Source organism: Dyella tabacisoli, from assembly GCF_003350925.1.
Lineage (GTDB): Bacteria > Pseudomonadota > Gammaproteobacteria > Xanthomonadales > Rhodanobacteraceae > Dyella_C > Dyella_C tabacisoli.
Genome location: NZ_KZ857177.1, coordinates 313565 through 339770 on the forward strand (window position 1 = coordinate 313565; position 26206 = coordinate 339770).

Genomic DNA, 26206 nt, shown 5'->3' on the forward strand with positions numbered 1-26206 from the left:
TCGATTCCCGGCTTCAGTCGTATAGCCGCATCCACTTTTTGAAATCGACGCGGAGTGGTTTTCCATTCCCCCATCTCCATTCCCGATGCCCAGCCCCATGACCCAAATCCATAGCGACAAAATCCTCATACTCGATTTCGGCGCTCAGTACACCCAACTGATTGCCCGGCGTATTCGCGAATTGGGCGTGTACTGCGAGATCTGGGCCTGGGATCACGAGCCGACCGAAATTCTGGCCTATGGCGCCAAGGGCATTATTCTTTCCGGCGGTCCTGAATCGACCACCCTGGAAGACGCGCCGAAAGCGCCGCAGGAGGTGTTCGATGCCGGTTTGCCGATACTCGGTATCTGCTACGGCATGCAGACCCTTGCTGCACAGCTCGGTGGCGCCACCGAGGCGGCCGACGCGCGTGAATTCGGCCATGCCAAGGTCGATATCGTGGCATCGGATCGCCTGTTTGCGGGTCTTAGCGATCATCCGGGTTCGGCTCAGGCGTTAGACGTCTGGATGAGTCATGGCGATCATGTCTCTGTCGCGCCGCCAGGCTTTATCGTCACCGGTCGCACCGACCGCGTGCCGGTGGCGACGATGGCCAATGAAGACAAGCGCTGGTATGGCGTGCAATTCCACCCCGAGGTGACCCACACCAAGCAGGGCGGGGCTTTGCTCAAGCGCTTTGTCACCGAGATTTGCGGCTGCCGCACGCTGTGGACGGCCGCCAATATCATCGAAGACCAGATCGAGCGCGTGCGTGCTCAGGTCGGCAACGATCAAGTGTTGCTTGGCCTCTCTGGCGGCGTCGACTCCTCGGTCGTGGCGGCGCTGCTGCATCGGGCCATCGGCGACAAGCTGACCTGCGTATTCGTCGATACCGGCTTGTTGCGTTGGAAAGAGGGCGATCAGGTGATGGCCACCATGGCCGAGCATATGGGCGTGAAGGTGATTCGCGTGAATGCCGCCGATCGCTATTTCAGCGCGCTGGCCGGGCATTCCGATCCCGAGGCCAAACGCAAAATCATCGGCCGCTTGTTTGTGGAAATCTTCGACGAAGAATCGTCCAAGCTCACCACGGCCAGTGGCGGTCAAGTGAAGTGGTTGGCACAAGGCACTATCTATCCCGATGTGATCGAGTCGGCTGGCAGCAAGACCGGCAAGGCTCACGTCATCAAGAGCCATCACAACGTCGGTGGCCTGCCTGAGCATATGAAACTCAAGCTGGTCGAGCCGTTGCGCGAACTGTTCAAAGACGAAGTGCGCCGCATCGGCGTCGAGCTGGGACTGCCTCGCGAAATGGTTTACCGCCATCCATTCCCCGGTCCGGGCCTGGGCGTGCGCATCTTGGGCGAAGTGAAGCCCGAATACGCCGAGCTACTGGCGCGGGCCGATGCGATCTTTATGGAGGAGCTGCGTCTTTGGGATCTCTACGACAAGACCAGCCAGGCATTCGCAGTGTTTCTGCCGGTGAAATCGGTGGGTGTGGTCGGTGACGCTCGTGCCTATGAGTGGGTCATCGCCTTGCGCGCGGTGGAAACCATCGACTTCATGACCGCGCACTGGGTGCATCTGCCTTACGATTTCCTCGGCAAAGTCTCCAATCGCATCATCAACGAATTGCGCGGCGTTTCCCGCGTGGTTTATGACATCAGCGGCAAGCCACCCGCGACGATCGAGTGGGAGTAAGGGTGAGTTATTTTCCTATATAAATCATCAACTTAGAATGATGCTCAAAGAATAGTTGATTGGAGCGTAGCTACTTTAAGTTGTTGATTTTGAAGATCGTCGTGAATGAGTTCCCGCTTTTTAGCGCCCCCAGGCGGAGAATTTGACGGTAAAACTGACGGGACGTGTGAGCTCCTTTGGCTAGGCTCGACTGTTGTCGACATGGCAATACCGTCCGTGACGGTAGTGATTGATCTCAGAAACATAGGTTTCATGCGGGTTCGCGGAGATATGTAGACCTCTTGGTAGGTGACGGCAATCGGCCGTCTCTACTAGGAGACCTGTTACATGCTTACGGACCTTGCCTTACGGAACCTCAAACCACGCGCCGCCCTTTACAAAGTTGCAGACCGCGACGGCATGTACGCGGCTATTTCTCCGTCAGGAGCTATTTCCTTTCGCTACGACTATCGCCTCAATGGCCGACGCGAGACGTTGACCATTGGCCGCTATGGTTTCGATGGCATCTCTCTCGCTGCTGCTCGGGAAAAGCTCCGGAATGCCAGGCGGTTGGTAGGTGAGGGCATCTCGCCAGCGCTACAGAAGCAGCGGGAGAAAGCTCGCGGGCCTGAGACCCAGACGTTCAGCGATCATGCGAATCGATGGCTTTATGGGGCCACGATGGCTGAGTCGACGCGCTCGATGCGCAAGAGCGTATTGGATCGCGACATCCTGCCGGCTTTCGAAAAACGCCTTTTGAGCGAGATACACGGAGAGGATCTACGTTCACTGTGTATGCGGGTAAAAGCGCGAGGTGCTCCAGCGACCGCCGTTCAAATTCGCGACATTGTGAAGCAGATCTATGGCTACGCGAATACACATGGGGAGAAGGTAGCAAACCCTGCTGATAGCGTGGGTGCGGCGTCCATTGCGACGTTCGTGCCGAAGGATCGTGCCTTGTCGCCGCTAGAAATTCGCCTGATGTCCATTCAATTGGACTCTGTGGCCACTTATCCGACGATCCGGCTGGCACTACGCCTGATCCTGCTGACGATGGTGCGCAAGAGCGAACTGATTCAAGCCACTTGGGATGAGGTCGATTTCGAGGCGGCGACCTGGACGATTCCGAAGCAGCGGATGAAGGGGCGAAAGCCCCATATGATCTATCTGTCGCGGCAAGTTCTCGATATCTTCGTTGCGCTCAATATCTGTGCGGCGGGCTCAAAGTTCGTGTTGCCATCGCGCTACAACGCCGATCGCTGCATGTCGAATGCGACCTTGAACCGGGTCACACAGCTTGTGGTGGAGCGAGCCAAAATCGCGGGCTTAGCTCTAGAACCGTTCACCGTCCATGATCTGCGCCGCACCGGATCAACGCTGCTGAACGAAGTGGGCTTCAACCGGGACTGGATCGAAAAGTGCCTGGCTCATGAAGAAGGGCGCTCCTCGTGTTCGATCTACAACAAAGCCGAGTATGCCGAGCAACGACGCCACATGCTGCAAGAATGGGCAGACATGGTTGATGTTTGGATCAACGAGCAAACCTACGTGCCGAAGCTTATGCCGGAGAACGTGGTGCTACCGGTGCTGCGTGTGACCGTGTGAGAGGGGGATAGCGTGAAGATCCCAGGGCGCGTGGTACTGGCGATGGAAGGCGAATGGTTTATATTTTCAACAAAAAGATCACTTAAAGTGATCTAATTCTTCATTTATCAAACCGTTGAGTCTTGGCAGAAGTTCGAGAAAGTTATATTTTGAGCACTATGGGTGACCAAAATTCAGGGAAATTAAACCGTCTGCTAGCTGAGCTAGGTGATACGCGCTTGGTGTCCAGTCGCTGGCTACGGGCGCATGGCTATTCCAATAGCCTCGTCGCGCGCTATGTGGGCAGCGGCTGGCTCGTGTCGCCGTCTCGTGGCGTGTACATGCGCCAGGGCGGGCGCCTGCAGTGGAATGGGGTGGTGCGCAGCCTGCAGGCCGGGGAGGGGATGCCGCTCCATGTGGGGGGGCGATTCGCGCTGACCTTGCAGGGACACGAGCATTACCTGCGCTTGGGCGACGCCGGGACAATCACGCTCTATGGGGCGGAGCGGCCGCCAGGCTGGGTGAGCAAGCTACCGTTGCAGGAGCGCTTTGCGTTCCTGGGCAAGGGGCCATTCGATCTGCCTGCCATGCCGTTCACGGCCGAGGTGTCGGAGTCCGCGCTGTCTGGGCAGGGGCTGGCGTGGTATCAGGTCGGCCCCGGCACCGATGCGCTGGTGTGCTCGACCCCGGAGCGGGCCATGCTGGAGCTGTGCGACGGCGTGTCGGACGCGGCGTTGGTCTACGAGGCCGACGCGCTGATGCAGGCCATGACCACATTGCGCCCGCAGCGCGTCGGCCTGCTGCTGCGCCACTGCCGCAGCATCAAGGCGAAGCGGCTGTTCCTGGCGCTGGCCGATCGCCATCGGCATGCGTGGCTGGCGCACGTGCCGCTGGAGGACGTCGATCTGGGCCGGGGCAAGCGCGCGCTCGTGCCTGGCGGTCGCCTGCATCCGACCTACCAGATCACCTTGCCAGGAGACCTCGATGAGCACCTGGTTTGACCATTGGGATCGGCGCTACGTCGACCGGGTGCGGTTGCTGGTCGAGATCCTGCCGGTGCTCGCGCAGGAGCCACGTTTCGCGCTCAAGGGCGGCACGGCCATCAATCTGTTCGAGCACGATCTGCCACGTCTGTCCGTGGACATCGATTTGGCTTGGCTGCCGGTGCACGACTATGCCGAGGATGCGAGGCTGATTGCTGAAGCCCTTGGGCGATTGGCCGATGTGCTGCGCGCCCGTCCGTTGCAACTGCAGGTCCAGACTTCGGCAGGCGAAGGTGCAGGAACGGTCACTCGGCTGGTGGCTAGCCGCGGCCGCGCGCGCGTGCAGATCGAGACGACGCCGGTAATGCGCGGCACCGTGCATCCGGTGCGTCGCATGGTAGTGCGCCCCAAGGTAGAGGAGGCATTCGGCTTCGCCGAAGTGCAGGTGATGGACTTCGCCGACCTATATGCCGGCAAGATCGCGGCGGCACTGTCGCGGCAGCATCCGCGCGATCTCTTTGATGTGGGTCTATTGCTGCAGGACGAGCGGGCGGACGAAGCGCTCTGGCGCACCTTCCTCGTATACCTGACGTGCAGCCCCAAACCAGCCTGGGAAATGTTGGCGCCCCGGATGCCAGCGGATTTCGAGGCCACCTTCGAGGCTCATTTTAAGGGCATGACGACCGAGCCCATTGAGGTCGGGGCCTTGCTGCAGAGTCGCGAGCGTTTGGTGTCGCGCGTGGCATCGTGGCTGGATGAGCCGTCGTGCGCGTTCCTGCGGTCCGTGGAGAGCGAGCAGCCGGACTTTGGCCTGATCGGGCTTGCGCATGCGGCGGAGTTGCCGGGTGTGCGGCGTAAGCTGCACAACCTTGCGCAGCGCACGGCAGGCAAGCGTGCGGCGGATCGCCAGGCGCTTGAAGAAACGCTGGCGCGGATCGCTGGTACCAGATGACGAGTGAGATCGGCGCGATGGTTCATGATTTTATATTGGCCTATGGGTTAGGCAAACGCATGGATTGCACGATGATGCTCTGTGCCGACAGGCAGACAGCGCGTGCACCGTCGCCCTGGTGGGCTGGGAACGGAGCCGATCATGAATGACAACGATACGGGCACAGCGCCGATAGAAATCGACAAAGTTCGCGCATCCAAGGCGGGCCATGCCTTTCATGAAGCTTGGGCCGCGCGTACCGCTCTTGAGCTCTTGCCGCCGTCGACCGACCTTACCGCGATCACGCTCGAGGGATTCGATGAACGAGACGAGCAGAGCTTGGGAACCGGTGCGGTCGAGATTGCCGATCTCGTTCGGTACCACGGTGCCACCGATGTTGCTCAAGCGCATCGAGTCTCGGTCGTTCAGTTCAAGTACTCGATCGCAAGCGCCGACACGGCCGTTCGAGCGGTGGACCTTGCATCCACGCTTGCCAAATTTGCCGTGACCGATGCCGAGCTTCGGGCGACGCATGGCGACGATCATGTTCTCGCCGTGGTGCGCTATGAGTTTGCGACGAACAGGCCCATCCACCAGAACCTTGGGAAGGCGATCACCGCGGTTATCGCGGGCACGCAAGAAGCCGGTGATGTAGCCCGTCAAGCCGGCCAGATCGCAGAAGCGCTGAAAGACTATCCCCATCCCTTTTCTGATCTGCTGCGACGATTGGAATTGGTCGGCAGCAAGGGGAGCTTGACCGAGGCGGAGCGAGCGATTTCAACCATCCTCGCCGCATGGAGCGAACCAGGGGATCCGGATGCGGAGAAACGCCTGCTCAAGTTGCGGAATCTCATCAGGATCAAGGCCGGTCCTGGTAGCGAGACGGACAAACGCATTGATCGCGTAGCGGTTTTGGCTGAGCTGGAAGTGGAGCATGAGGACCGCCTATATCCCACGCCGGACGCGTTCCCCGAGGTTGAGGTCGTCATTCAGCGCGACGCGCTCGACGACCTTGCAATCCTCGCCCGTGAAGCGGGTCTTCCTCTCATCGTCCACGCCGCAGGAGGCATGGGTAAGACCGTTTTGATGCAAGGCCTCGCGGATCGATTGCAAGCCGATGGACCCGTGGTGCTCTTCGATGGCTTCGGCGCCGGTCGCTGGCGGGATCCCGCCGACGGTCGGCACCTCCCGGAAAGGACACTTGTCCACCTTGCCAATCTCATGGCCGGGCAAGGACTGTGCGACATTCTGTTGCCTCTGGCGGATGTCACGGGCTTGCTAAGGGCATTCCGCCGACGGCTCGCGCAATCGGTGGAAACGGCTCGGCGAACTCGCGGCGATGCCTGTGTTTCACTGGTGCTCGATGCGATCGATCACGCCGGGCTTGCCGCGCGGGAAACGGTGACATCATCGTTCGCACACCTGCTCATGCGCAGCCTAAGCGTTGATCCCATCGATGGCGTTCGTGTCGTTGCATCGTGCCGGACTGAACGGCTCGCGCTGGCGACCGGCAATGCCTCACACCGTCTTTTTACTGTTCCACTGTTCACTGACGCGGAAGTACGTTCCCTCGTTGAACGACGCGTGCCGGATGCATCGGCCGACGAGATCGCCGCGCTGCTGACGCGGTCCGGTCGCAATCCGCGCTGTCTCGACAACCTGATTGCGACCGGACGGCCGTTTGATCCCGTGTCTTTCCCGGACGCCCCGGAAGAGCCGCACGATCTGCTCGACGCGTTGCTTCGCAAGCGTCTTGCCGACGCGCGCGAAACGGCACGCGCGCGTGGTGCTAGCGATGCGGACATTGACCTCCTGCTCACGGGCATCGCCTTGCTGGCGCCGCCCGTTCCCATTCAAGAGCTTGCTGCGGCTCACGGCTTGATCGCGGAGCAGGTGGAGAGCTTCGCGGCTGACCTCGCTCCCTTGCTTGAGCGAACGCCACACGGCCTGATGTTCCGCGATGAACCGACCGAGACCCTGATCCGATCGAGCTACGGCGCGAGTCAGGCCGGTCGAGATCGCGTTATCGCCGCGCTCCAAGAACGTCAGCTCACCTCAAACTATGCCGCCAGGGCACTGCCCGCGTTGCTTACCTCGCTACGCGATGCCGACCAACTCATCCAACTGGCCTACGACCTGCGCGTTCCCCGGGGCGCTTCACAGGTAAGCACACGCGACATCCGGCTATCGCGGATCACGGCCGCGATAGCCCAGGTGGGCGAGCTGAACCGGCGCGACGATCTTCTGCGCCTACTGCTGGAAGCGTCGCTCGTTGCAGCGGGTCATGAGCGATCCGATCGCTTCCTATACGAGCATCCTGATCTCGCCGCTGTGGCTGGGGATCCCGAAGTCTTGCGACGGCTTTCCGCAACCACGGTCGGCTGGCCTGGGGGAAAACACGCCGCGCTAGCACTGGCCAACGCATTCGCAGGCGACCGAGATGAGGCCCGTCGTCACGCTCGGCGCTCAATCGATTGGCACAATTGGGCTGCGCATTCCAAACGCAGCGCGCGCTTTAGCGAATCGAGCACCTCAAGGCAGTGGGACGATATTGGCTTCGCCTATGTCGAGATGCTGGCGGGCAATGACGTGCGCGTTGCCGAGTTCTTCGCCCGTCGAGACGACGCTGTGGCCTTCGCCAAGTTTCAGGACTTGTTCGAGCTTCTGGATCGACACCAGCGTTCGGCCCATCCGCCCCAGACGCGCATCGCAACGCGGCTGTTGCGCTGCCGACTGCCATCTCGCGCACTCTACGCCGCCGCGCTTCCCTTTGTCGGCCGTGATCCCGCCTACGCCAGAGGACTTGTTGCGGCACTTGCGGCGGCATCTTCTGCGAATGGCAAAAGGGAGGGCTTGGCGATGGCCAGCGTGCTGGCATCGGCACGGGCGATAGAGCTCGGCATGGAGAGCGAGGCAGCCAGCATCCTCGCGGGAGCGGCACTTACACCGCCTAGCGTGTATGACTATTCCAGTCAGTATTCGAGCGACCGCGCGATTCACGTGACTGTCCTGGCTGCTGGCGCTCGCGCCGCCTTGAGCCGGAAGCGCGCCACCTTGATGGACATGGTGCCGGCGGAATTCATCGGGTTGGTGCCTGCTAGCGCGCGATCGCGGGGCGCAGCGACGTTCAGTCGGGTGCTTACCCAGAAGCTGGCGGCTCCGACGTACGATGGAACTCGGCGCCGACGCAAGAGGCGCGGTGACATCGACGAGGAAAAGCGATCGGACTACGCGCGTGCGCTCAGCGGCCGGATCCTGCCGATGCTGAACTATGCGCAGGATGTCGCCGACATCATTCGTCCGCCGAGTGGAACGACACGGGACGAGATGGTGGCGGCCGCCTTTGACCGACTGGTCCGTGATGTCGAGCAGTCATCCAACTATCCGTATCGGGATGAGAAGGCTTATCTCGCGCGAACCGGATTTCGAGTGATGTTCGACCTTGCCGACGCGCTAGGTGCGCTCAACGCCGCACTTGCGAAGCGTATGGTCGAGTGGGCAGCGAGTGCACCGGGCCTGTTCACGCCGGAACTGACCCATGTGGTAACTCGACTATCGCGCCTCCCCCCGTGCCATGATGCTGCGCTCCTCCTCGCTGGCCAGATCGAGCGCAAGATCCAACTCGACACCGATGTCGGATCCCGCATTTCATCCTACGGCAATCTCGCTCGCGCAGCCTGGCGAGTGAGCACCGAGGAGGCGGCGGCCTATTTTCGTCGTGCGCTCGATCTTGCCGAGGCCATTGGATCGGATGACTTCGATCGTACCAATCACTTGCTGGAGCTGACCGGCCACTATTCGGGGCCCGAACTGTCGCCGGCGGCGGCGCACACTCTGGCACGTATCCTCGAACTGAATCAGAACGAGGACGGCAAATTCCCCTGGACGGAATACGCGGAATCGATGGTGCCGATGGCTGGTCGGGCGACATTGGCGACGCTGGCACGGTTGGACGATCGCGACGCTGCGCGGCTCGGACTGTCGCTCGGTCCCGCGTTAACGGTTCTCGTTCGTGATGCGAAGCTTTCTGTTGAAGCGGCCGTCGCTCTGTTTGGATTGGCTGCTCCAATCGAAACGTGGACGTGGCGGATCGCGGATTTCGCGTCGGAGGTCATAGACCGGCTACCTCAACAGCGACGGGAATGGCTCTTCGATCTCCTTCTGGTCGAGATGGATCGCGAGGATCAACTGTCGCCTGGACGGGAGACCATCGAAAGGCTCCATGACCTCGTTGAGCGCAGCCTGCCTGTCGCTTCTCCTGCTCGAACACGCATCGCGGGCCTGCTCGCTCGCCTTGGACCCACATCCGAATCGCGGACGGTCCTGTTGCCGTCCACCGTGCCGGAGCCACCTCCCGTCTTCCCGGTGGACCTCACGGACTCAGACAACATCGACCGTCAGATACTCGACCAGGAGATTGACCAGTCGGGGCGGCGCTGGCCCGTTCGGACACTGATAGATTTGGCCAAGCAAGCCAACTCTCCGGCCGAGCGCCTTGGGTTCGTTCGTGCTGTCGTGGAAGCAACGGCTGCCACGCTTGCCGACAAGATCCACGCCCTAGACGACTACTTGGAGGCGTGGGGTAAGTCGTCGGCGGCGATGCGTGATGCGCTGCCTGCCTTGGGACTGCGCCTGGCGACCAAGCATGCCGCCGAGCTCGCCAGTTCAAGCACCGACGCGTGGGGCGGCTGGCGGGGGCTGGAGCAGCATTTTCATGCCGATCGCGCCACCCTTGTCGAGCACGTAGTCGCCGCGCTCCGGAGCACGGCGGATAACCTTGGTGGTAACGCCTGGCTCGCCCTTGCCGCGCGACTGGCGCCTGACGTCAGTGCCAGCGCCATGGCGGAAGGCCTCGAACGGTTTCTGGCCAATACTGGTGAGAAGCTGCCGCCCGAAGTTGGGGATGGACCGTGGGACGCGCGTTTTGCCGTTCCCGTTGACGAGGCGACATTCGTCGCCGGACTCGTGTGGGCGAGGCTTGGCCATCCCATCGCTGCCATGCGCTGGCGCGCAGCCCATGCGGTGAGGCGCCTGGTGGTGGCGGGGCGCTCCGATGTGGTTGAACGACTGATGGCGCGCTTTGGGTCTGCGCCGAGCGTGCCGTTCGGCGATGCGAAGCTGCCTTTCTATGCCATGCATGCGGAGCTCTGGCTGTTGATTGCGCTCGCTCGCGTCGCGAAAGACGCGGCTCCCGCATTGGCCTCGCATCGCGCCTTCTTCGAGCGAATTGCCTTTTCTGCTGAGTTTCCGCACGTCGTCATGCGTGCGTTCGCGATAGACATACTGCGCGAGCTTGCGCATGCACTGGCACCCGAGGAGCGCGAAGCACTTATCGCCAAGCTCGACGCGGCCAATCAGTCGCCCTTCCCAGCGACCCCTCGCGCCGATTATCGCGAGCTCCGGTATGCCCCCAGGCCAGATGCCTCGCCGCAACCTGAGGATGGCTTCCATCTCGACTACGACTTCAACAAATATCAGGTCGAGCGTTTGTGCCGCGTCTTCGCTTGTCCAGGGTGGGAGGTGGAAGATCGCATCAGCGCATGGGTGCGACAGTGGGACACCACCGTTCGCGGCATGCACGATTGCCCACGTAGCGGGAGCCATGACGCCTCTTGGTCGTCGGGCTATGTTCCGAACCGAGATCGATACGGGGGATACCTCGGATGGCACGCGCTCATGCTGGTGGCGGGTGAGTTGCTCGCGACACGAGCGGTGGTCGGCGAGGATTGGGACGGTGATGCTTGGGCCGCGTTTCTGATGGAATACACCCTGTCAAGAAACGACGGTCTCTGGCTGGCCGATCTCACCGATCCCTTTCCGCTCGACCTCACCCCGGAGGCGGACATGCCTATGCCGGAGAGCGGTGAGCGCAACGCCGTCCGCGAAGACAGTAAGCTGCTCGCGCCGTTGCTCGGCGTGCTGGACGGCAAGGTGGCGGCGGATTGGCTTCCGGTCGCAGGACGTTGGTCGATCGGGCGAGACACCACGGTCACGCTGCAAAGCGTGCTGGCGAACGCTGGCGATGCGCGAGCGGCGGTCATGGCCGTGCTGTCAGCGGAAGCCTTCTTTCGATGGTTGCCTGACGATGAAGATGAGATCGCTCGTCAGTTCGGCGATGGCGGTCACACGGTTCAGCCGTGGGTCGCGAAGACACCGAACACCGAGCGCCAACTCGATCGGTATGATCCTTATGGCGGCGCCACCGCACTCGATCGGCCTTTCCCAGCGGATTGGACGCGAGACCTGTTGGGGACGGTCGCGGATGATGAGGTGGTCCGCCGCTGGTCAGTCGACGGCAGAACCGCCTATCGTGCCGAAGCCTGGGGTGCGGAGGGCGGTCGGGGTGAGTACGCGTGGAGCGAGACGGGATACCGTTTGCTCGTCAGTCCTGGCACATTGCTTGCCCTGCTCAAGGTTTCCGAGCGTCGTCTTGTCGTTGCATTGACGCTCCAGAAATACCATCGAGGGAAGTCGAGCGGACGTGCCGGGGACACCAGCGGCTTTACCCATCGGTCGCTGGTAATCGTCATCGACGAACGCGGCCAGATTTGGTCGCCACGAGGCCTCTCTCGACAAGCTAAGGAAGCGCTTGCGACGCTCGATCCCGATCGGCGGCGCGATTTCTATCCGCGGTTCCGCGCGATCGCTGGCCTGCCCGATGAATGGCTAGCTCGGCGCAACGATCCACCGATGAGCGAAGAGCAGTATCGAATCATCATCGAACGTCTATCGTCTGACTAAGAGGGCGGTGTCACCCCTCACGCGAGCCCGCCCGAACAGGGCGGGATTTTCGTAGGTGGACATCCGGTTTTGAAATGCCGCCGCGCGGGGGGCTTGCGCGCGTCGAGGGGACGCGCGTCTGGGCGCGGCACGCCGATCGGTCGCCGCTGGCGCGGGTGAGGTGTCAATGGCGCCCCACCGCCATGGGCGGCGGGGTGGGCACGCCCCGACCTGCCGCAGCCGGTTGTGTCAAAGCATGCCGTCCTCGACCGCTACGCCATGTTGCACACGCAGACCTACGGCGAGGCAGTCGATGCGACAACACTGATTCCGCACATGCTGGAAGCATTCATGGCAGGCGATCGGGGTTCAGACGGGGGGGAGGGCTGTTGCGACGGAAAATAGGAAAGTAAAGGCGGGTATCTAAAAAGTTACAATTGCTCCTGTGAATCCGCCAAAAATATGGAGGGCATGTGCTTCAAATCGCGACAGGAAAGCTCTTTTCGAACGCAGTGGGGAGAGAAAACCGCTTGCGAGGCATGCTCTACACAAACGCGATTTTTGCGCGAGAGGAATCGATAGACACTGCTGCTGGGTGTCTTTTGCCGTCATCAAGTTATTCGATTCGTCCTCACGTTCTGATATACGAATTCCTTGAACGAATGGAGGGTGAGGGGGAAGCGGCTGGCGTGCTGGTTTCATCGACCGTCGATCCCTACCTTCAGGATTTTTCGGTAGTTGTTTCATTTGCGTTGAACTGCACGTGCACGCCAGACGTTGATTTGGCACGGCGGCTAACAAGCGGCGGACGTGGGCTGGCCACGAGGGTCGCTCCGAAGGAACTTGTTCGCCGGTTCTTCGACCAGGAATATTGGTGCCGACCGGAGGACAATGCGTTCCTCAGCGACTTTACCAACAGGCTGATCGGATTGCCGCGAAGCACCTTTCTTGGTGTGATGCGGGCGCTTCGTACCTATGTCAATGGGATGCACCGCATCGCAGATGATCTGGAGCTTGCATACACGCTACTGGTGGCTTCCGTGGAGTCGCTTGCTCAGGACTTTGACGGTCATGAAAGTGACTGGGACTCGTTTGATGAGCGAAAGCGCAAAGCAGTGGATGAGGCATTGTCTGCGGCTGACGAAGTCACGGCCCAGCGCGTCAGAGAAGCGCTTTTAAGCGTTGAGCATGTCGCCTTGGGCCGTCGTTTCCGGGAGTTCGCGATTGCACATACGACGCCCGCCTATTTCCGTGAGTCGTCCGGGGGAGATGGACTTCGGCTGGCTAGATCTGATCTGGCGGAAGTTCTCGGCTTGGCTTATCAATCACGGTCAAAGTACGTGCATCAACTCCGGCGACTGCCGGACATGGTGACCATGGGGCACGGTTACGCGGAAACCGCACTAGATGGACGCTCAACGCATCTAACTTTGCAGGGCTTGGCTCGCTTGATGCGCAGCATCATTATTGAATTTGTGATGAGGCAAGCGCCAGTCGACCGTGAACCATACGACTATCATCTGGAACGAAGCGGCATTATGCAGATGCAGTTGGCTCCTCAGTACTGGGTCGGGCGTGCAGAGGGGGATATTACAAAGGCTGGCAGGGACAAGCTGGAGGGATTTCTTCAACAACTAGCGTCTTGTCTCCTCAAACAGCCTGGCGCGGTCATCACTGATATGCGCGAAGTGCTGACAAAGGTTGCTGAGCTCGCAGCCACTATAAAGAAGCCTCTTAGGCTGCCGTATTTGGCTTTACATTTCTTGTTCAATTGGCATGTGTCAGAAAATGACTCTGCTGCGACATCTCCCGCTCTCAAGGCATTGATCGAAAGTGAACTCGGTGAACCCGGTTCTGAATCGCTGATTGCCCACAATTTGTCTGGCCAAACGATTGACTGGCCTTGGAGGTACATCGGCGGACCGTGGATGGCTATCTACGGCGTCGAGCGGCCGCGAGCGGCTTGCGATTCCCGAGAGTTTTCGAGACAGGAATCATCCTTGATCTGGCTGAAAGGTACCGCCTGGTTGGTGACATGGATGCTTGTAGGGCGATGGTGGCGCTGGCGGTCGAAAACCATCCTGGACATGCGGGCCTGTTGGCGTTCGAGAGAGATTTTCAAGACGTGAGCCCGATCCGCTGGGGCCATGTCATGCTCCCGACGTCTAAGGAGCCTATGAACGAACCATCGGCATCGGTGTGACAAGGATTTCCTGTTTTCGGTATCCTTCGAGATGGTTGACAATACGGTTGCTAGAGTCGTCGCTCTGCAAATTGCCCCATCTCCCGCGTCGGCAAAAAGCCCGCGCGCGTGACGGTAAAGACGACGGTAAAGGCCCATATTGAGCACAGCCAAATCCTTTTACCACGGGGGTTTGGGCGGTCTGTTGATGATCGAATGGGAGTGAATCCAGCTCAACGATGTATTGATGTATTGAAATGACAGACGAAAACATAAGTCAGCCAGCGCCGTTCTCAGAGCAGGATGGGAGCTATATGCGGCGCGCGCTGCAGTTGGCCGCGCATGCGCGCGACGCCGAAAATGAAGTGCCCGTGGGCGCGGTGCTGGTGCAGGGCGACGACATCATCGGCCTGGGCTGGAACCGTAATATCACCTTGAACGACCCCACCGCGCATGCGGAGATTCAAGCGCTACGCGCCGCTGGCGAGAAGCTGGCGAACTACCGCATGCCTGGCGCCACCCTGTACGTGACGCTGGAGCCATGCGCGATGTGCGCGATGGCCTTGGTGCACGCGCGTATCGGCAGGGTCGTCTATGCCGCTACCGACCCCAAGACCGGCGCCGCCGGCAGCGTTTTCGATATCTTGATTTCCGAGCGCCACAATCACCGCATTGAAGTGCAGGGCGGGCTGTTGGCCGAGGAATCGGCTGCGATGCTGCGCGACTTTTTCCGTTCGCGGCGTTAAGTCACATCGATGCAAGCACCGATGCGCATGGTTGCTCGATCTTCAAGCTGAGTAGGGCATCGGCACGGGTCTGGCCCATGTTGAGCGCTGCGATGGGCTTGCCCTGTCGGGCAGCGGCGAGCACAAACCGATAGCCGGAATAAACCATCAGCGATGAGCCGACCACCAGCATGGCGTCCGCGCTTTGCACGGCCTGCATGGCTGTTTCGACACGCTCACGCGGCACGTTCTCGCCGAAGAACACCACATCGGGTTTCAACAGGCCATCGCAGTAAGGGCAGGGCGGTACCTGGAAGCTGGAGAAATCCAGCTCATCGAGATCGGCGTCGCCATCGGGCGCATCGTTAGCTTCGAGCCTTGCCCAGTCGGGATTCAGACGCGTCAATTCGGCCTGAAAAGCTTCACGGGGCAGGCGAGTTTCGCAACTCATGCAACGCACGCGATCCAGGCGGCCATGTAAATCGATGACGTTGTTGCTGCCTGCGGCTTGATGCAGGCGGTCAACATTCTGTGTCACCAGACATGGCAGAGTGCCGGCCGCCTCGAGTTTGGCCAGGGCATGATGGCTTGTGTTGGGGCGTGCGCGTCCAAACCGGCGCCAGCCAACCAGGCTGCGTGCCCAGTAACGCTGGCGGGTTTGCTGCTCGCCCATAAAGGCTTGGTAAGTCACCGGCTGCGGTCGTTTCCAGCCGCCTTGGCTATCGCGATAATCGGGGATGCCGGAGTCGGTGCTGCAGCCGGCGCCGGTCAGCACGAAGAGCCGGGTATGGCTCTGAATGAAATCACGCAGTCGCTGCCGATCTCGTTCGAGGCCACTGTCCAAAAGGGATGGCAGGTGGAGATTCATGCCGCTCGCGCGTCCAGCATGGATAGCGCGCCAACAATGCCATCGGGCGCTGCAACTTGGACCACGCGCGATGATTCCGCAGCGAAATCGGTATCCGCTTCGTGTGCCCAGGTCACGTGGTAAGGCATGTAAATACCCCAGCCGCCCATCTTTACCACCGGTGCGATATCCGAACGCAGCGAGTTACCCACCATGACGAACTGCTCAGCACGGACCGCGCATTCGGTGAATACACGTTGATAAGCACGTTCGTCTTTTTCCGAAACGATCTCGATGCGATGAAACAAATCGCTCAGCCCGCAACTGTCCACTTTTTGTTCCTGATGAAACAGGTCGCCCTTGGTAATCAGCACCACGCGATGCCGCGTCGCAACCGCCTCGACTGCCGCGCGAATGCCGGGCAATAATTCGACCGGATGAGAAAGTACGTCTTTGCCGATGCTGATGATGCGATGCAGGTCGGCGGCGCTGATACGCGACTCAGTGATTTCGATCGCGGCCTCAAGCATCGACAATGTCATACCTTTGGCGCCATAGCCGAACAGCCTAAGGTTGCGACGTTCAGTGGCCAGCAGTCGATCATGCAGATGCGTGTCGGTCAGATCGACATAGCGCGCCAGGATCCGTTCGAATTCGCCATTGGCAGCCTGGTAGTAACCCTCGCTATGCCATAGCGTGTCATCGCCATCAAAACCCACCAACTCAATCACGTGAGGTATCTGCCGTTTGAAGGGGAGCGCACACGATAACGCATGGCTTAAATACGTGGTGAGCGAGCATCGCAGGTCAGTACTGCGATGGGCATTGCTTTACACGAGCGAGTCAACCTGATAAAAGGCCAAACGTTTGGTTTTGTGCCGGTTCGGCACAGTCAGGCACAGGGGGAAATCTATATGCCTACGCAGATGGTTGATTTGGATCAACCTCGCAGGAAGGCCGTGGCCGTTATGCGGGCGAGCCTTAGCGAGAAGGATTGGCAGCGCAACGCGTTATTCGTTGAAAGCTTGCGACAACTGATCGCTCAACACCCGGTCGCCAGGCATCCTGCTATCGAGACACTCAATAGCGGCACGCTCGGTCGCACTACGATGCAACGCATCCATCTGGAATATCGCCACGCGATTGTGCAGATATTCACCGACGCCTTGCTGGCCGCTCAACTGCAAAGCCGTCAGCTTGAGCCGCGCCTGCACCCCGGTGCCAAGTTGGCGCCGCGGTTTCTGCTCACGCTCAATGATCTGGATGAGTTCGGCTTTCGCCCTGGGCTTGACGCCGAAGGTTACTACCGTGGCAATCCGGCCTATGCGCACTACCCGCTCTTTGAACGTGTGCTTGATGACTATGGAATAACGCCGCAGGCACGGGCGTCCTATAAGCCGAGCGAGTCTGCGCAAAGCGTGCGTGAATATCTCGACCAGAGCTACGGCAACTATCTCGATGTCGTGGTGCTTTTAGCGGCAGCCGAGGAGGAGGTCATCCTTTTCAGTCCGCCCTTGCGCGAGGCGACGCGAGCGCTAGGCATCGACGTTAACGACGGTTATTACTTTGTCCATGGCATCAGCGAGGACGAGACCGCGGAAGCCGCCGATGACGATCACGAAAACGATCTGTGGCTGATCCTGACCCAGGCACTCACTCCCGATCAATATTCCCGAGTGCAAGCGCTTTGCCTACGCTATTGCGATCTGTGGGCTGAATTCTGGACAGTTCAGTTGACACAGGCCAGGGTATCGAATGTCGCGCCGAGTGAGGCTGTCTTGGCTGTGGCGATGTAATGCGATGGCTCCAGGCAGGGGTCGGTACAAGGCATATCTTGTTTATCGGCTCTTGCGATCGCCTTTCTTGCGGTGTTGATCTTCACCCGGCAGTGCGGCGTTGTGAGCTTGTCTCAGAGCTGGTTTGTAGCCTCGGTTTGTAGCACCGGCCGCGCCATATAGTCAATCCCGCATGGCCTATTAGGCGGTGTAGGATGGTCTGCGTTCGTTAGCGCGAATGGTGTGCGGCGCTATCCCTATAAGCCGAGGCAGATCCCGATCCGATCTATGCACTCCCCACCGCTTAGCCATCCGCTTCAGTCGGGACAGCAGCTTCAGCATCTGCAGAATAAAGCGTTTGCCTATTTTCAGTTCGAAACCCATCCGCTTAACGGGCTGGTGGCAGACAAGACCGCGCAGAACTGGCCGGCCAGCATCGCGGCCACGGGACTGGCGCTGACCAGCTATCCGGTTGCGGTCGAACGCGGCTTGCTGAGCAAGCAGGCGGCGATCAAGCGCACGCTGACCACGCTGCGGTTTTTCCGTGACAGTCCGCAAGGCGAAGAGCCTGATGCGACCGGCTATCGCGGCTTCTACTATCACTTTCTCGATATGCAGAGCGGTCGTCGTGCGTGGCAGTGCGAGTTGTCCACGGTGGACAGTGCCTTTCTGTTTGCCGGCATGTTGGCGGCAGCGGCGTATTTCAATGACGACACCCCGGCTCAGCGCGAGATTCGTGATCTGGCCCATGCGTTATACGCGCGTGCCGACTGGCCATGGATGCAGGCCGCGGACGGCACGATCGGCCACGGTTGGCGTCCTGAAAGCGGCTTTATTCCACATCGCTGGCAAGGCTATGACGAGGGTCTGCTGCTCTATGTGTTGGCGCTCGGCTCGCCGACCCACCCATTGGCGCCGAGCGCCTTTACGGCATGGGCCTGCACCTATGAGTGGAAGCGTTGCTACGATATCGATTACCTGTATTGCGGGCCGCTGTTCACGCACCAGCTATCGCATATCTGGCTGGACCTTCGCGGTATCCAAGATGTGTTCATGCGCGGCAAGGGCATTGATTATTTTGAGAACAGCCGACGCGCGACGCAGATTCAGCAGCGCTATGCGATCGACAATCCGCTTGGGTTCAAGGGTTATGCCGCCGAGTGCTGGGGCATTTCGGCCAGCGATGGCCCCGGGCCGATGACGCTGAAGATCGACGGTGTCGGACGCCAGTTCTACGACTACGAAGGCCGCGGTGCACCGTATGGCCTCGATGACGGCACACTGGCACCGTGGGCGGTAGTGGCATCGCTGCCGTTTGCGCCGGAGATCGTGCTGCCGACCGTGCACCATTTCATCCACAGCTTGCAGTTGCACGAGCAGCATCCTTACGGCTTCAAGGCGAGCTTCAACCAGACCTGGGTCGACCCTGCGGGCGGTGGCGCATCCGATGGCTGGGAGTCGCCGTACTTTTTCGGATTGGATCAAGGCCCGATCCTGCTGATGGTGGAAAACCATCGCAGTGGAATGCTATGGCAACTGATGCGCGGTTGCCGCTGGGTAGTCGATGGCCTGCAGCGCGCCGGTTTTGAAGGCGGCTGGCTGGCCAAGGCGACGAAGTCTCGATCTTGATCTGCATGCGCGAGTCGCGCATAAGCAAGGCGGCACGCGGATTTTTCGACATCTTTATACCTATTTGTTGTGGAGCAGGGAGTAGGCGCAATGAAACTTGGCATGGTGGGTTTGGGGCGTATGGGCGCCAATATGGCAGAGCGACTGCTGCGCGGCGGCCATGAAGTCGTCGGCTTCGATCCGAATGCTGACGCGCGCAAGGCATTGGAAGCGAATGGTGCTGGCTCCGCCGATTCATTGCAGGCGCTGGTCAAAGCATTACCGCTGCCACGGGTGGTGTGGCTGATGGTGCCGTCGGGCAAGATCACCGATGACACCGTGGATGCGCTGCTGTCATTGCTGGCCCCAGGCGATACCGTGATCGATGGCGGCAATTCCAATTACAAGGACAGCATGCGTCGAGCCAAGCTGTATGCCGACAAGGGGCTGCACTACGTCGACTGCGGTACCAGTGGTGGTGTGTGGGGCCTCAAGGAGGGCTACAGCATGATGATTGGCGGTGACGAGCAGGCGGTGGAGGCTTTGCGGCCGATCTTCGAGACGCTGGCGCCAGGCAAGAATCAGGGCTGGGGACGAGTCGGCCCGGTCGGTTCGGGCCACTTCACCAAGATGGTTCATAACGGTATCGAGTACGGCCTGATGCAGGCATACGCGGAAGGCTTTTCGATCTTGCAGCACAAGCAGGAATTCGGCCTCGATCTTCATCAGATCGGCGAGATCTGGCGCACCGGCAGCGTCGTGCGCTCATGGCTGCTCGATCTGACCACCGATGCGCTGGGCAAGAATCCGACCATGGCCGGCATTGCGCCGTATGTAGTCGATTCCGGCGAAGGTCGCTGGACCGTGGACGAGGCCGTCGCTCTCAATGTGCCTGCGCCGGTGATTACGCTGTCGCTGATCGAGCGGCTACGTTCGCGTGACACCGAATCGTTCTCGGACAAGCTGCTGGCGGCGATGCGAAACGAGTTCGGTGGACACGAGATCAAAACCGAGCCGAAGTAACGCGTACCACCTTGGCAGCGGTACGAGGGCACCGGGTGGCTATCGGGCCAGCAATGCCTTCGCTCGCGCTACCACGTTATCGACCGTGAAGCCGTATTCGCGCAGCAGGGTTTCGGCGGGAGCAGACGCGCCGAAGCGTTCGACGCCGAGCATGTCGCCACGGTCTCCGACGTAGCGTTGCCAGCCCTGGGCGACGCCCAATTCCACGGCCAGCCTTGCGCTCACGCTAGGCGGCAGCACTTCGTCGCGATAGCTTTGCGGCTGGGCTTCGAACAGTTCCCAACTAGGCATCGATACGCAACGCACTGCGATGCCTTCACTGTGCAGGCGTTCGGCAGCAGCCAGAATCAGGCCGACCTCGGAACCGCTGGCTAGCAAGATCAGCGCAGGCAATGGATTCTTGGTATCGCTCTTCGGGTAATCCCGCAGCACGTACGCGCCACGGCGCAGGCCCTCGGCGCTGGCATGGAGAGTACGGTCGAGCGTGGCGACATCTTGGCGGGTCAGCGCCAGCAATACCGGGCGGTCGCGGGTTTCTAGCGCAACCTTCCACGCTATCGCGGTTTCGTTGGCATCGGCGGGGCGAATCAAGGTGAGGTTGGGGATGGCGCGCAGGCTGGCCAGTTGCTCGACCGGTTGATGGGTGGGGCCGTCTTCACCAAGCGCGATGCTGTCATGAGTAAAAACATGCAAAACGTGCAAGCCGGTTAGTGCGGCAAGCCGGATCGCAGGGCGCATATAGTCGGAGAAAATCAGGAAGGTCGAGCCATACGGTATGAAACCGCCATGCGCCGCCAAGCCGTTGGCGATCGCGCCCATCGCATGTTCGCGCACCCCGAAATGCAGGTTGCGCCCGGCGTAGCTCCAGCCGGCACTGTCCGAGCCCTGGGTGTCCTCATTCACCGCCACGATCGGGTTGAAGTCGCCAAGCCCTTTCAATGCGGTATGGGTGGACGGGTCCAGATCGGCCGAGCCGCCACCGAGCGCCGGCAGTTTCGCAGCGATGGCATTCATCACCTTGCCGCCGGCGACACGGGTGGCAAGGCCTTTGGTATCGGCAGGAAATACCGGGATATCAGTATCCCAGCCGGCGGGAAGCTCGCCAGTCAGTCGGTCCTGCAGCTCCTTCGCCAAGGTAGGGTATGCCTTTGTATAGGCATCTAGACGTCCATTCCATTCGGCCTCGGCCTTGGCGCCACGGGTGATTGCCTGGCGAAAATGCGTCAATGCTGCTTGCGGCAGCAGAAAGGGCGGCTCGACGGGCCAGCCGAGTTTCTCCTTGGTCTTTTTTACGCCATCGACGCCAAGCGGTGAACCATGCGCCTTGTAGCTGTCTTGCTCGGGCGAACCAAAGCCAAGATGCGTGCGTACCAGGATCAGCGATGGGCGGGTGGTGTCGGCGCGGGCGGCCTCCAATGCCGCATTGATGGCGGCAAGATCGTTGCCGTCGGTCACGCTGATGGTTTGCCAGCCATAGGCCTCGAATCGTTTGGCGCGATCTTCCGAAAAGGTGATATCGGTGGCGCCGGCCAGCGTCACGTAATTGTCGTCATATAGGCAGATCAGCTTGCCGAGCTTGAGGTGTCCGGCCAGCGAGGCGGCCTCGGAGGCCACGCCTTCCATCAGGTCGCCATCGCTGACGATGGCCCAGGTGTGGTGATCGATCAGGGTATGGCCGTCGCGGTTGTAGCTTGCGGCAAGATGCGCTTCGCCAATAGCCATGCCGACGGCATGGGCCAGGCCCTGGCCGAGTGGTCCGGTGGTCACTTCGACACCGGGAGTGTGGCCTCGCTCGGGATGCCCGGGCGTCTTGCTGCCCCACTGGCGAAATTGCTTGAGGTCATCCAGCGACAGCTCGTAACCAGTCACATGCAGCAGGCTGTACAGCAGCGCCGAACCGTGTCCGGCCGACAGCACAAAGCGATCACGGTCGATCCAGTGCGGGTTGGCCGGGTGATGCTTGAGCTGGCGCGTCCACAGCGCATAGGCCATCGGCGCGGCCCCCAGCGGCAGGCCGGGGTGGCCGCTGTTGGCCTGTTGCACCATATCCACCGACAAGAACCGAAGCGTGTTGATGCATTGCTGATCGAGTGGGTCGGACATGGCTATTCCTTCAATGGGTCAAGCGGCGCTGGCGTGCTACGCCAGCGCCGCGTCAACAATGCTTTGCGCTTCCTTCAGAATGCTTTGCAGATGCTCTTCGCCGTTGAAACTCTCGGCATAGATTTTGTAGATCGCCTCGGTGCCGGATGGCCGCGCGGCAAACCAGCCGTTGGCGGTGATCGCCTTGATGCCGCCGATCGCGCTGTGGTTGCCCGGTGCTCGATCAAGCACTTGTTCGATCTTTTCACCGGCCAGTTGGTCGCTATGCAATTGATCGGGCGACAACTTGGCCAGCTTGGCCTTTTGCTCGGGAGTAGCGGCGGCTTCAACACGATCGGCGGCCGGGCTGCCCAATTCGCGGGTCAGTTGCTCGTACAACTCGCCGGGATCCTTGCCTTGGCGTGCGGTGATTTCAGCCGACAGCAATGCCGGTACCAGGCCATCCTTGTCGGTGGTCCACACCGTGCCGTCATGGCGCAGCAGTGAAGCGCCGGCGCTTTCCTCACAGCCGAAACCAAGCGAGCCATCGAACAGGCCCGCCGAGAACCATTTAAAGCCGACTGGCACTTCGTACAGTTGGCGGTCGAGCCGTTTGACCACGCGGTCGATCAGCGCGGTGCTTACCACCGTCTTGCCGATCGCGATCTGCTTGCCCCACTGCGGCCGATGCCGAAACAAGTAGTCGATCAGTACGGACAGATAATGATTGGGCTCCATCAATCCGTTGCTGCGGGTGACGATACCGTGGCGGTCATGATCGGTGTCGCAGGCGAAGGCGACATCGTAAGTACTCTTCAACCCGATCAGTCGCTGCATCGCAAACGACGACGATGGGTCCATGCGAATTTTGCCGTCCCAGTCCAGCGTCATAAAGGCGAATTGCGGGTCGATCACGTTGCTGACCACCGTCAGGTCAAGCTTGTAGCGCTCGGCAATCGGTGCCCAATAATTCACCCCGGCACCACCCAGCGGATCGACACCCATGCGGATGCCGGCGCCACGGATCACGTCGAAGTCGATGACGTTGCCGAGGTCGGCGACATAGGCATTGAGGTAATCGTGCTCGTGCGTGGTGCCGGCTTGGCGAGCCTGTGCCAGCGACACGCGCTTGACCTCTTTCAAGCCGCCTTCTAGCAGGGCATTGGCGCGGTTTTGCACCCAGTTGGTAACGTCGGTGTCGGCCGGGCCGCCGTTGGGCGGGTTGTACTTAAAGCCGCCGTTATCCGGTGGATTATGCGATGGCGTGATGACGATGCCATCGGCAAGCCCGGTTTTACGGCCACGGTTATAGACCAGGATCGCGTGCGAAATCGCTGGCGTCGGAGTGTATTCGCCACGGCTGGCAATCATCGTTTCCACGCCGTTCGCGGCTAATACTTCCAATGCATTCTCGAACGCCGGCTGTGACAGCGCGTGAGTATCGATGCCCATGAAGAGTGGGCCGTCGATGCCTTGATTTCGACGGTATTCGCAGATCGCCTGACTGATCGCCAGGATGTGCCACTCGTTGAAGCTGCGCTCGAACGAACTGCCGCGATGACCGGAGGTACCAAACGCAACCCGCTGTGCCGGAACGCTGGGGTCGGGCCTCAGGTCGACATAGGCGGCCAGCAGTTTGGACACATCGACGAGAGCCGATGTCGGTGCCGGTTTGCCGGCAAGAGCGCTGATTCGCTGGCTCATGCGATAAATCCATCGCGCAGATGGCGATAGCGGCGGATCAAGGTATTGGTCGAACTGTCGTGGTTGAGTTCGGGCTCGTCTTTTGCAATGAGTTCGGCAATGGTGGTCTTGGCCAATTGCTTGCCAAGCTCTACGCCCCATTGGTCAAACGAATCGATATTCCAGATCACGCCCTGTACGAACACACTGTGCTCGTATAACGCGATCAGCGTACCCAAGGCGTGCGGTGTCAATTTCGCGGCGAGGATGGTGCTGCTGGGTCGATTGCCATCGAAGGTGCGGTGCGGCACCAGGCTTTCGGCGGTGCCTTCGGCTCGTACTTCTTGGGCGCTTTTGCCGAAGGCCAACGCTTCGCCTTGGGCAATCAGATTAGCCATCAAAAGATCATGCTGGTCGCCGCCGTGTTGCGCGGGCAGAGGGTTTAGCGGCTGGCCGAAGCCGATAAAGTCGCACGGTACGATGCGCGTGCCCTGATGAATCAGTTGGTAGAACGAATGCTGCCCATTGGTGCCCGGCTCGCCCCAGTAGATCGGCCCGGTGGCGTAATCCACCTCGGCACCGTCCAGCGTGACGTGCTTGCCGTTGCTCTCCATCGTCAGTTGTTGCAAGTAGGCGGGGAATCGTTTCAGGTACTGCTCGTACGGCAGCACGGCAACGGTGGCGGCATCGAGAAAGTTGTTATTCCAGATGCCCAGCAAGCCCATGAGCACCGGCAGATTGTTTTCCCAAGGGGTCTGGCGGAAGTGCTGGTCCATGGCATGAAAGCCGGCCAGCATCTCGCGGAATCGATCCGGCCCAATCGCCAGCACGGTCGACAGGCCGACCGAGGCATCCATCGAATAGCGGCCACCGACCCAGTCCCAGAAGCCGAACATATGCGCGGTATCGATACCGAATTTGCTGACCTCCGCGGCATTAGTGGAGACAGCGACGAAATGCTTGGCGATGGCCTGGTCATCGCCAAGCGTCTGCAGGCACCAACTGCGTGCGGCATGCGCGTTGCTCAGTGTTTCCAGTGTGGTGAAGGTTTTCGAGCAGACGATGAATAGGGTTTCGGCGGCATCCAGGTCGCGGGTGGCCTCGGCGAAATCGGTGCCATCGACATTCGATACGAAACGGAAAGTCATGTCGCGCTGGCTATAGTCGCGCAATGCCTCATAAGCCATGACCGGGCCCAGATCCGAGCCGCCGATGCCGATGCTGATGACGTTGCGGATGCGCTTGCCGGTGTGGCCGGTCCATGCGCCGCTACGGACTTGTTCGGCGAACGCGACCATGCTGTCGAGTACCGCGTGCACGTCGGGTACTACATCGTGGCCATCAACCAGAATCTGCTCGCCGGCCGGCGCGCGCAACGCGACATGCAGCACCGCACGTTGTTCGGTAGTGTTGATCTTGTCGCCACTGAACATCGCCGCGATATGTTGTTGCAAGTCGCAGCTCTCGGCCAGTTCGCGCAGCAGGCGCAAGGTCTCGGCGTTGACGCGTTGCTTGGAGTAGTCCAGATACAGGCCAACACCTTCGGCGGTCAGTTGCTCGCCGCGTTTGGGGTCGGCGGCAAACAGCTCACGCAGATGCTGCCGACCGATCTGCGAAAAGTGTTGTTGCAGTGCCTGCCACTGCGGTTGCGTGGTGAGGTTGGGGCGGCTCATCGTGCAGTGGATCCTTGTGACTTTATTTTTGGCGCGGTCGATTTTTTGGCGGTAAGCAGGAAGTCGTCGAGCGTGTATTCGCACAGCTCGCCGATGCAGGCGATGTCGATGTCGGGGGCAGGGCTGATCTCAGCCGTGGCCGCAGCCGCGTAATGTCCTTGATGAACGAATACCGTGGTCAGTTTTTCGCCGAGACTTTGTTTCATCTTGGCCAGCAGATTCGGTTTGTCGTCGACCATTACGTAGTGCGTGGCCGGATAACGCCGCTGCATGGCCGCGAGCATGCGCTCCTTGTGCAGATAGATCAGCACCTCGCCGTGAAACGCATCCCATAGCCCGGCGCGCTGGATCTTGCGTGGCTGGAACACGACGTCGCCATCGGACAAAATCACCGGCTGGCCCAGCGTATGCAGGTGCGTGATGACGTCGAGTGCCTGCGGGTACAGCCGTTCGGCAAACGGATACTCAAGCAGGAAGGCCGACATCTGCAACAGTGCCGGATCGTTGTCCAGGCCATCGCGGAAGCGCTGCAGGGCCGCCAGGTAATCGGCATAGCCCGATGCGTCGCGCAGCTCGTTATAGATCGCCCAGTAACGCTCGCGCTGGGCACGACCGAAGGCCTGCTCCAGCCGTGCGCTGACGTCGTCGGCGAAGCGGTCGTTATCAAGCAAGGTGTTGTCGACGTCGAGTAGAAAGACGACCGAACCGGTTTGTACTGGATTCATTCGAT

The 26206-nt window shown here is 60.4% G+C and carries 16 protein-coding genes and 1 pseudogene; 11 read left to right on the forward strand and 6 right to left on the reverse strand.

Going from position 1 to position 26206, the window contains the following annotated elements; genetic code table 11:
* Positions 1–97: 97 nt before the first annotated feature.
* From guaA to tadA, 8 genes are all read left to right on the forward strand, one after another.
* On the forward strand, positions 98–1681 hold the full coding sequence (gene guaA, locus DVJ77_RS13295) for a glutamine-hydrolyzing GMP synthase (RefSeq protein WP_114846111.1): 1584 nt from the start codon (positions 98–100) through the stop codon (positions 1679–1681).
* Between the two features lie 327 nt (positions 1682–2008).
* On the forward strand, positions 2009–3265 hold the full coding sequence (locus DVJ77_RS13300; RefSeq protein WP_114845995.1) for a tyrosine-type recombinase/integrase: 1257 nt from the start codon (positions 2009–2011) through the stop codon (positions 3263–3265).
* Between the two features lie 158 nt (positions 3266–3423).
* The gene (locus tag DVJ77_RS13305; RefSeq protein ID WP_114845996.1) at positions 3424–4245 is read left to right on the forward strand and encodes a type IV toxin-antitoxin system AbiEi family antitoxin domain-containing protein; all 822 of its coding nucleotides are present in this window, start codon (positions 3424–3426) and stop codon (positions 4243–4245) included.
* A complete protein-coding gene (locus DVJ77_RS13310; protein WP_114845997.1) occupies positions 4229–5179 on the forward strand; it encodes a nucleotidyl transferase AbiEii/AbiGii toxin family protein in 951 nt (316 codons plus the stop codon). The genes DVJ77_RS13305 and DVJ77_RS13310 overlap by 17 nt, the downstream gene beginning before the upstream one ends.
* A 141-nt stretch (positions 5180–5320) precedes the next feature.
* Entirely contained in the window at positions 5321–11899 is a 6579-nt protein-coding gene (locus DVJ77_RS13315) for a hypothetical protein (protein WP_114845998.1), read from the forward strand.
* Positions 11900–12109: 210 nt separating this feature from the next.
* Positions 12110–12283, forward strand: coding sequence for a DUF2274 domain-containing protein (locus tag DVJ77_RS13325; protein WP_343126352.1), 174 nt, complete (start codon positions 12110–12112; stop codon positions 12281–12283).
* A gap of 68 nt (positions 12284–12351) precedes the next feature.
* Positions 12352–14007 (forward strand): hypothetical protein, encoded by a 1656-nt coding sequence (locus DVJ77_RS13330; RefSeq protein ID WP_225427987.1) that lies wholly within the window; start codon positions 12352–12354, stop codon positions 14005–14007.
* Between the two features lie 310 nt (positions 14008–14317).
* A complete protein-coding gene (gene tadA / locus DVJ77_RS13335; RefSeq protein ID WP_114845999.1) occupies positions 14318–14806 on the forward strand; it encodes a tRNA adenosine(34) deaminase TadA in 489 nt (162 codons plus the stop codon).
* A gap of 10 nt (positions 14807–14816) precedes the next feature.
* Here the strand turns inward: tadA and DVJ77_RS13340 are convergent.
* Both DVJ77_RS13340 and DVJ77_RS13345 read right to left on the reverse strand, forming a co-directional pair.
* Positions 14817–15653 (reverse strand): annotated as a pseudogene (locus tag DVJ77_RS13340) (NAD-dependent protein deacetylase); the annotation flags it as partial.
* Positions 15650–16363, reverse strand: a complete 714-nt coding sequence (locus tag DVJ77_RS13345) for an HAD family hydrolase (RefSeq protein WP_114846001.1) — start codon at positions 16361–16363, stop codon at positions 15650–15652. The pseudogene DVJ77_RS13340 and the gene DVJ77_RS13345, both read right to left, overlap by 4 nt.
* 228 nt (positions 16364–16591) lie before the next feature.
* On the opposite strand from DVJ77_RS13345, the gene DVJ77_RS13350 reads away from it, so the two are divergent.
* The 3 genes from DVJ77_RS13350 (at position 16592) to gnd (ending at position 20038) form a co-directional block, all read left to right on the forward strand.
* Positions 16592–17428, forward strand: a complete 837-nt coding sequence (locus DVJ77_RS13350) for a hypothetical protein (RefSeq protein ID WP_343126351.1) — start codon at positions 16592–16594, stop codon at positions 17426–17428.
* A 267-nt stretch (positions 17429–17695) separates the two neighbouring features.
* Complete coding sequence (locus DVJ77_RS13355) at positions 17696–19036, forward strand: glucoamylase family protein (RefSeq protein WP_114846002.1); 1341 nt, start codon at positions 17696–17698, stop codon at positions 19034–19036.
* Between the two features lie 90 nt (positions 19037–19126).
* Positions 19127–20038 (forward strand): phosphogluconate dehydrogenase (NAD(+)-dependent, decarboxylating), encoded by a 912-nt coding sequence (gene gnd, locus DVJ77_RS13360; protein WP_114846003.1) that lies wholly within the window; start codon positions 19127–19129, stop codon positions 20036–20038.
* Between the two features lie 39 nt (positions 20039–20077).
* Here the strand turns inward: gnd and tkt are convergent, their stop codons facing one another.
* The 4 genes from tkt to DVJ77_RS13380 are packed head-to-tail and all read right to left on the reverse strand — an operon-like array spanning position 20078 to position 26201.
* Positions 20078–22141, reverse strand: coding sequence for a transketolase (tkt, locus tag DVJ77_RS13365; protein ID WP_114846004.1), 2064 nt, complete (start codon positions 22139–22141; stop codon positions 20078–20080).
* 36 nt (positions 22142–22177) lie between these two features.
* Positions 22178–23824, reverse strand: a complete 1647-nt coding sequence (pgm, locus tag DVJ77_RS13370) for a phosphoglucomutase (alpha-D-glucose-1,6-bisphosphate-dependent) (protein WP_114846005.1) — start codon at positions 23822–23824, stop codon at positions 22178–22180.
* Entirely contained in the window at positions 23821–25476 is a 1656-nt protein-coding gene (pgi, locus tag DVJ77_RS13375; protein WP_114846006.1) for a glucose-6-phosphate isomerase, read from the reverse strand. Before pgi ends, pgm begins: the two co-directional genes overlap by 4 nt.
* Positions 25473–26201, reverse strand: coding sequence for an HAD family hydrolase (locus DVJ77_RS13380; RefSeq protein ID WP_114846007.1), 729 nt, complete (start codon positions 26199–26201; stop codon positions 25473–25475). Before DVJ77_RS13380 ends, pgi begins: the two co-directional genes overlap by 4 nt.
* Positions 26202–26206 lie beyond the last annotated feature (5 nt).

Coding starts and splice junctions, on each gene's coding strand:
- pgi (WP_114846006.1), bottom strand. CDS start 25,476: ATGAGCCGCCCCAACCTCACCACGCAACCGCAGTGGCAGGCACTGCAA.
- pgm (WP_114846005.1), bottom strand. CDS start 23,824: ATGAGCCAGCGAATCAGCGCTCTTGCCGGCAAACCGGCACCGACATCG.
- tkt (WP_114846004.1), bottom strand. CDS start 22,141: ATGTCCGACCCACTCGATCAGCAATGCATCAACACGCTTCGGTTCTTG.
- DVJ77_RS13355 (WP_114846002.1), top strand. CDS start 17,696: ATGCACTCCCCACCGCTTAGCCATCCGCTTCAGTCGGGACAGCAGCTT.
- DVJ77_RS13315 (WP_114845998.1), top strand. CDS start 5,321: ATGAATGACAACGATACGGGCACAGCGCCGATAGAAATCGACAAAGTT.
- gnd (WP_114846003.1), top strand. CDS start 19,127: ATGAAACTTGGCATGGTGGGTTTGGGGCGTATGGGCGCCAATATGGCA.
- DVJ77_RS13300 (WP_114845995.1), top strand. CDS start 2,009: ATGCTTACGGACCTTGCCTTACGGAACCTCAAACCACGCGCCGCCCTT.
- DVJ77_RS13305 (WP_114845996.1), top strand. CDS start 3,424: ATGGGTGACCAAAATTCAGGGAAATTAAACCGTCTGCTAGCTGAGCTA.
- guaA (WP_114846111.1), top strand. CDS start 98: ATGACCCAAATCCATAGCGACAAAATCCTCATACTCGATTTCGGCGCT.
- tadA (WP_114845999.1), top strand. CDS start 14,318: ATGACAGACGAAAACATAAGTCAGCCAGCGCCGTTCTCAGAGCAGGAT.
- DVJ77_RS13380 (WP_114846007.1), bottom strand. CDS start 26,201: ATGAATCCAGTACAAACCGGTTCGGTCGTCTTTCTACTCGACGTCGAC.
- DVJ77_RS13310 (WP_114845997.1), top strand. CDS start 4,229: ATGAGCACCTGGTTTGACCATTGGGATCGGCGCTACGTCGACCGGGTG.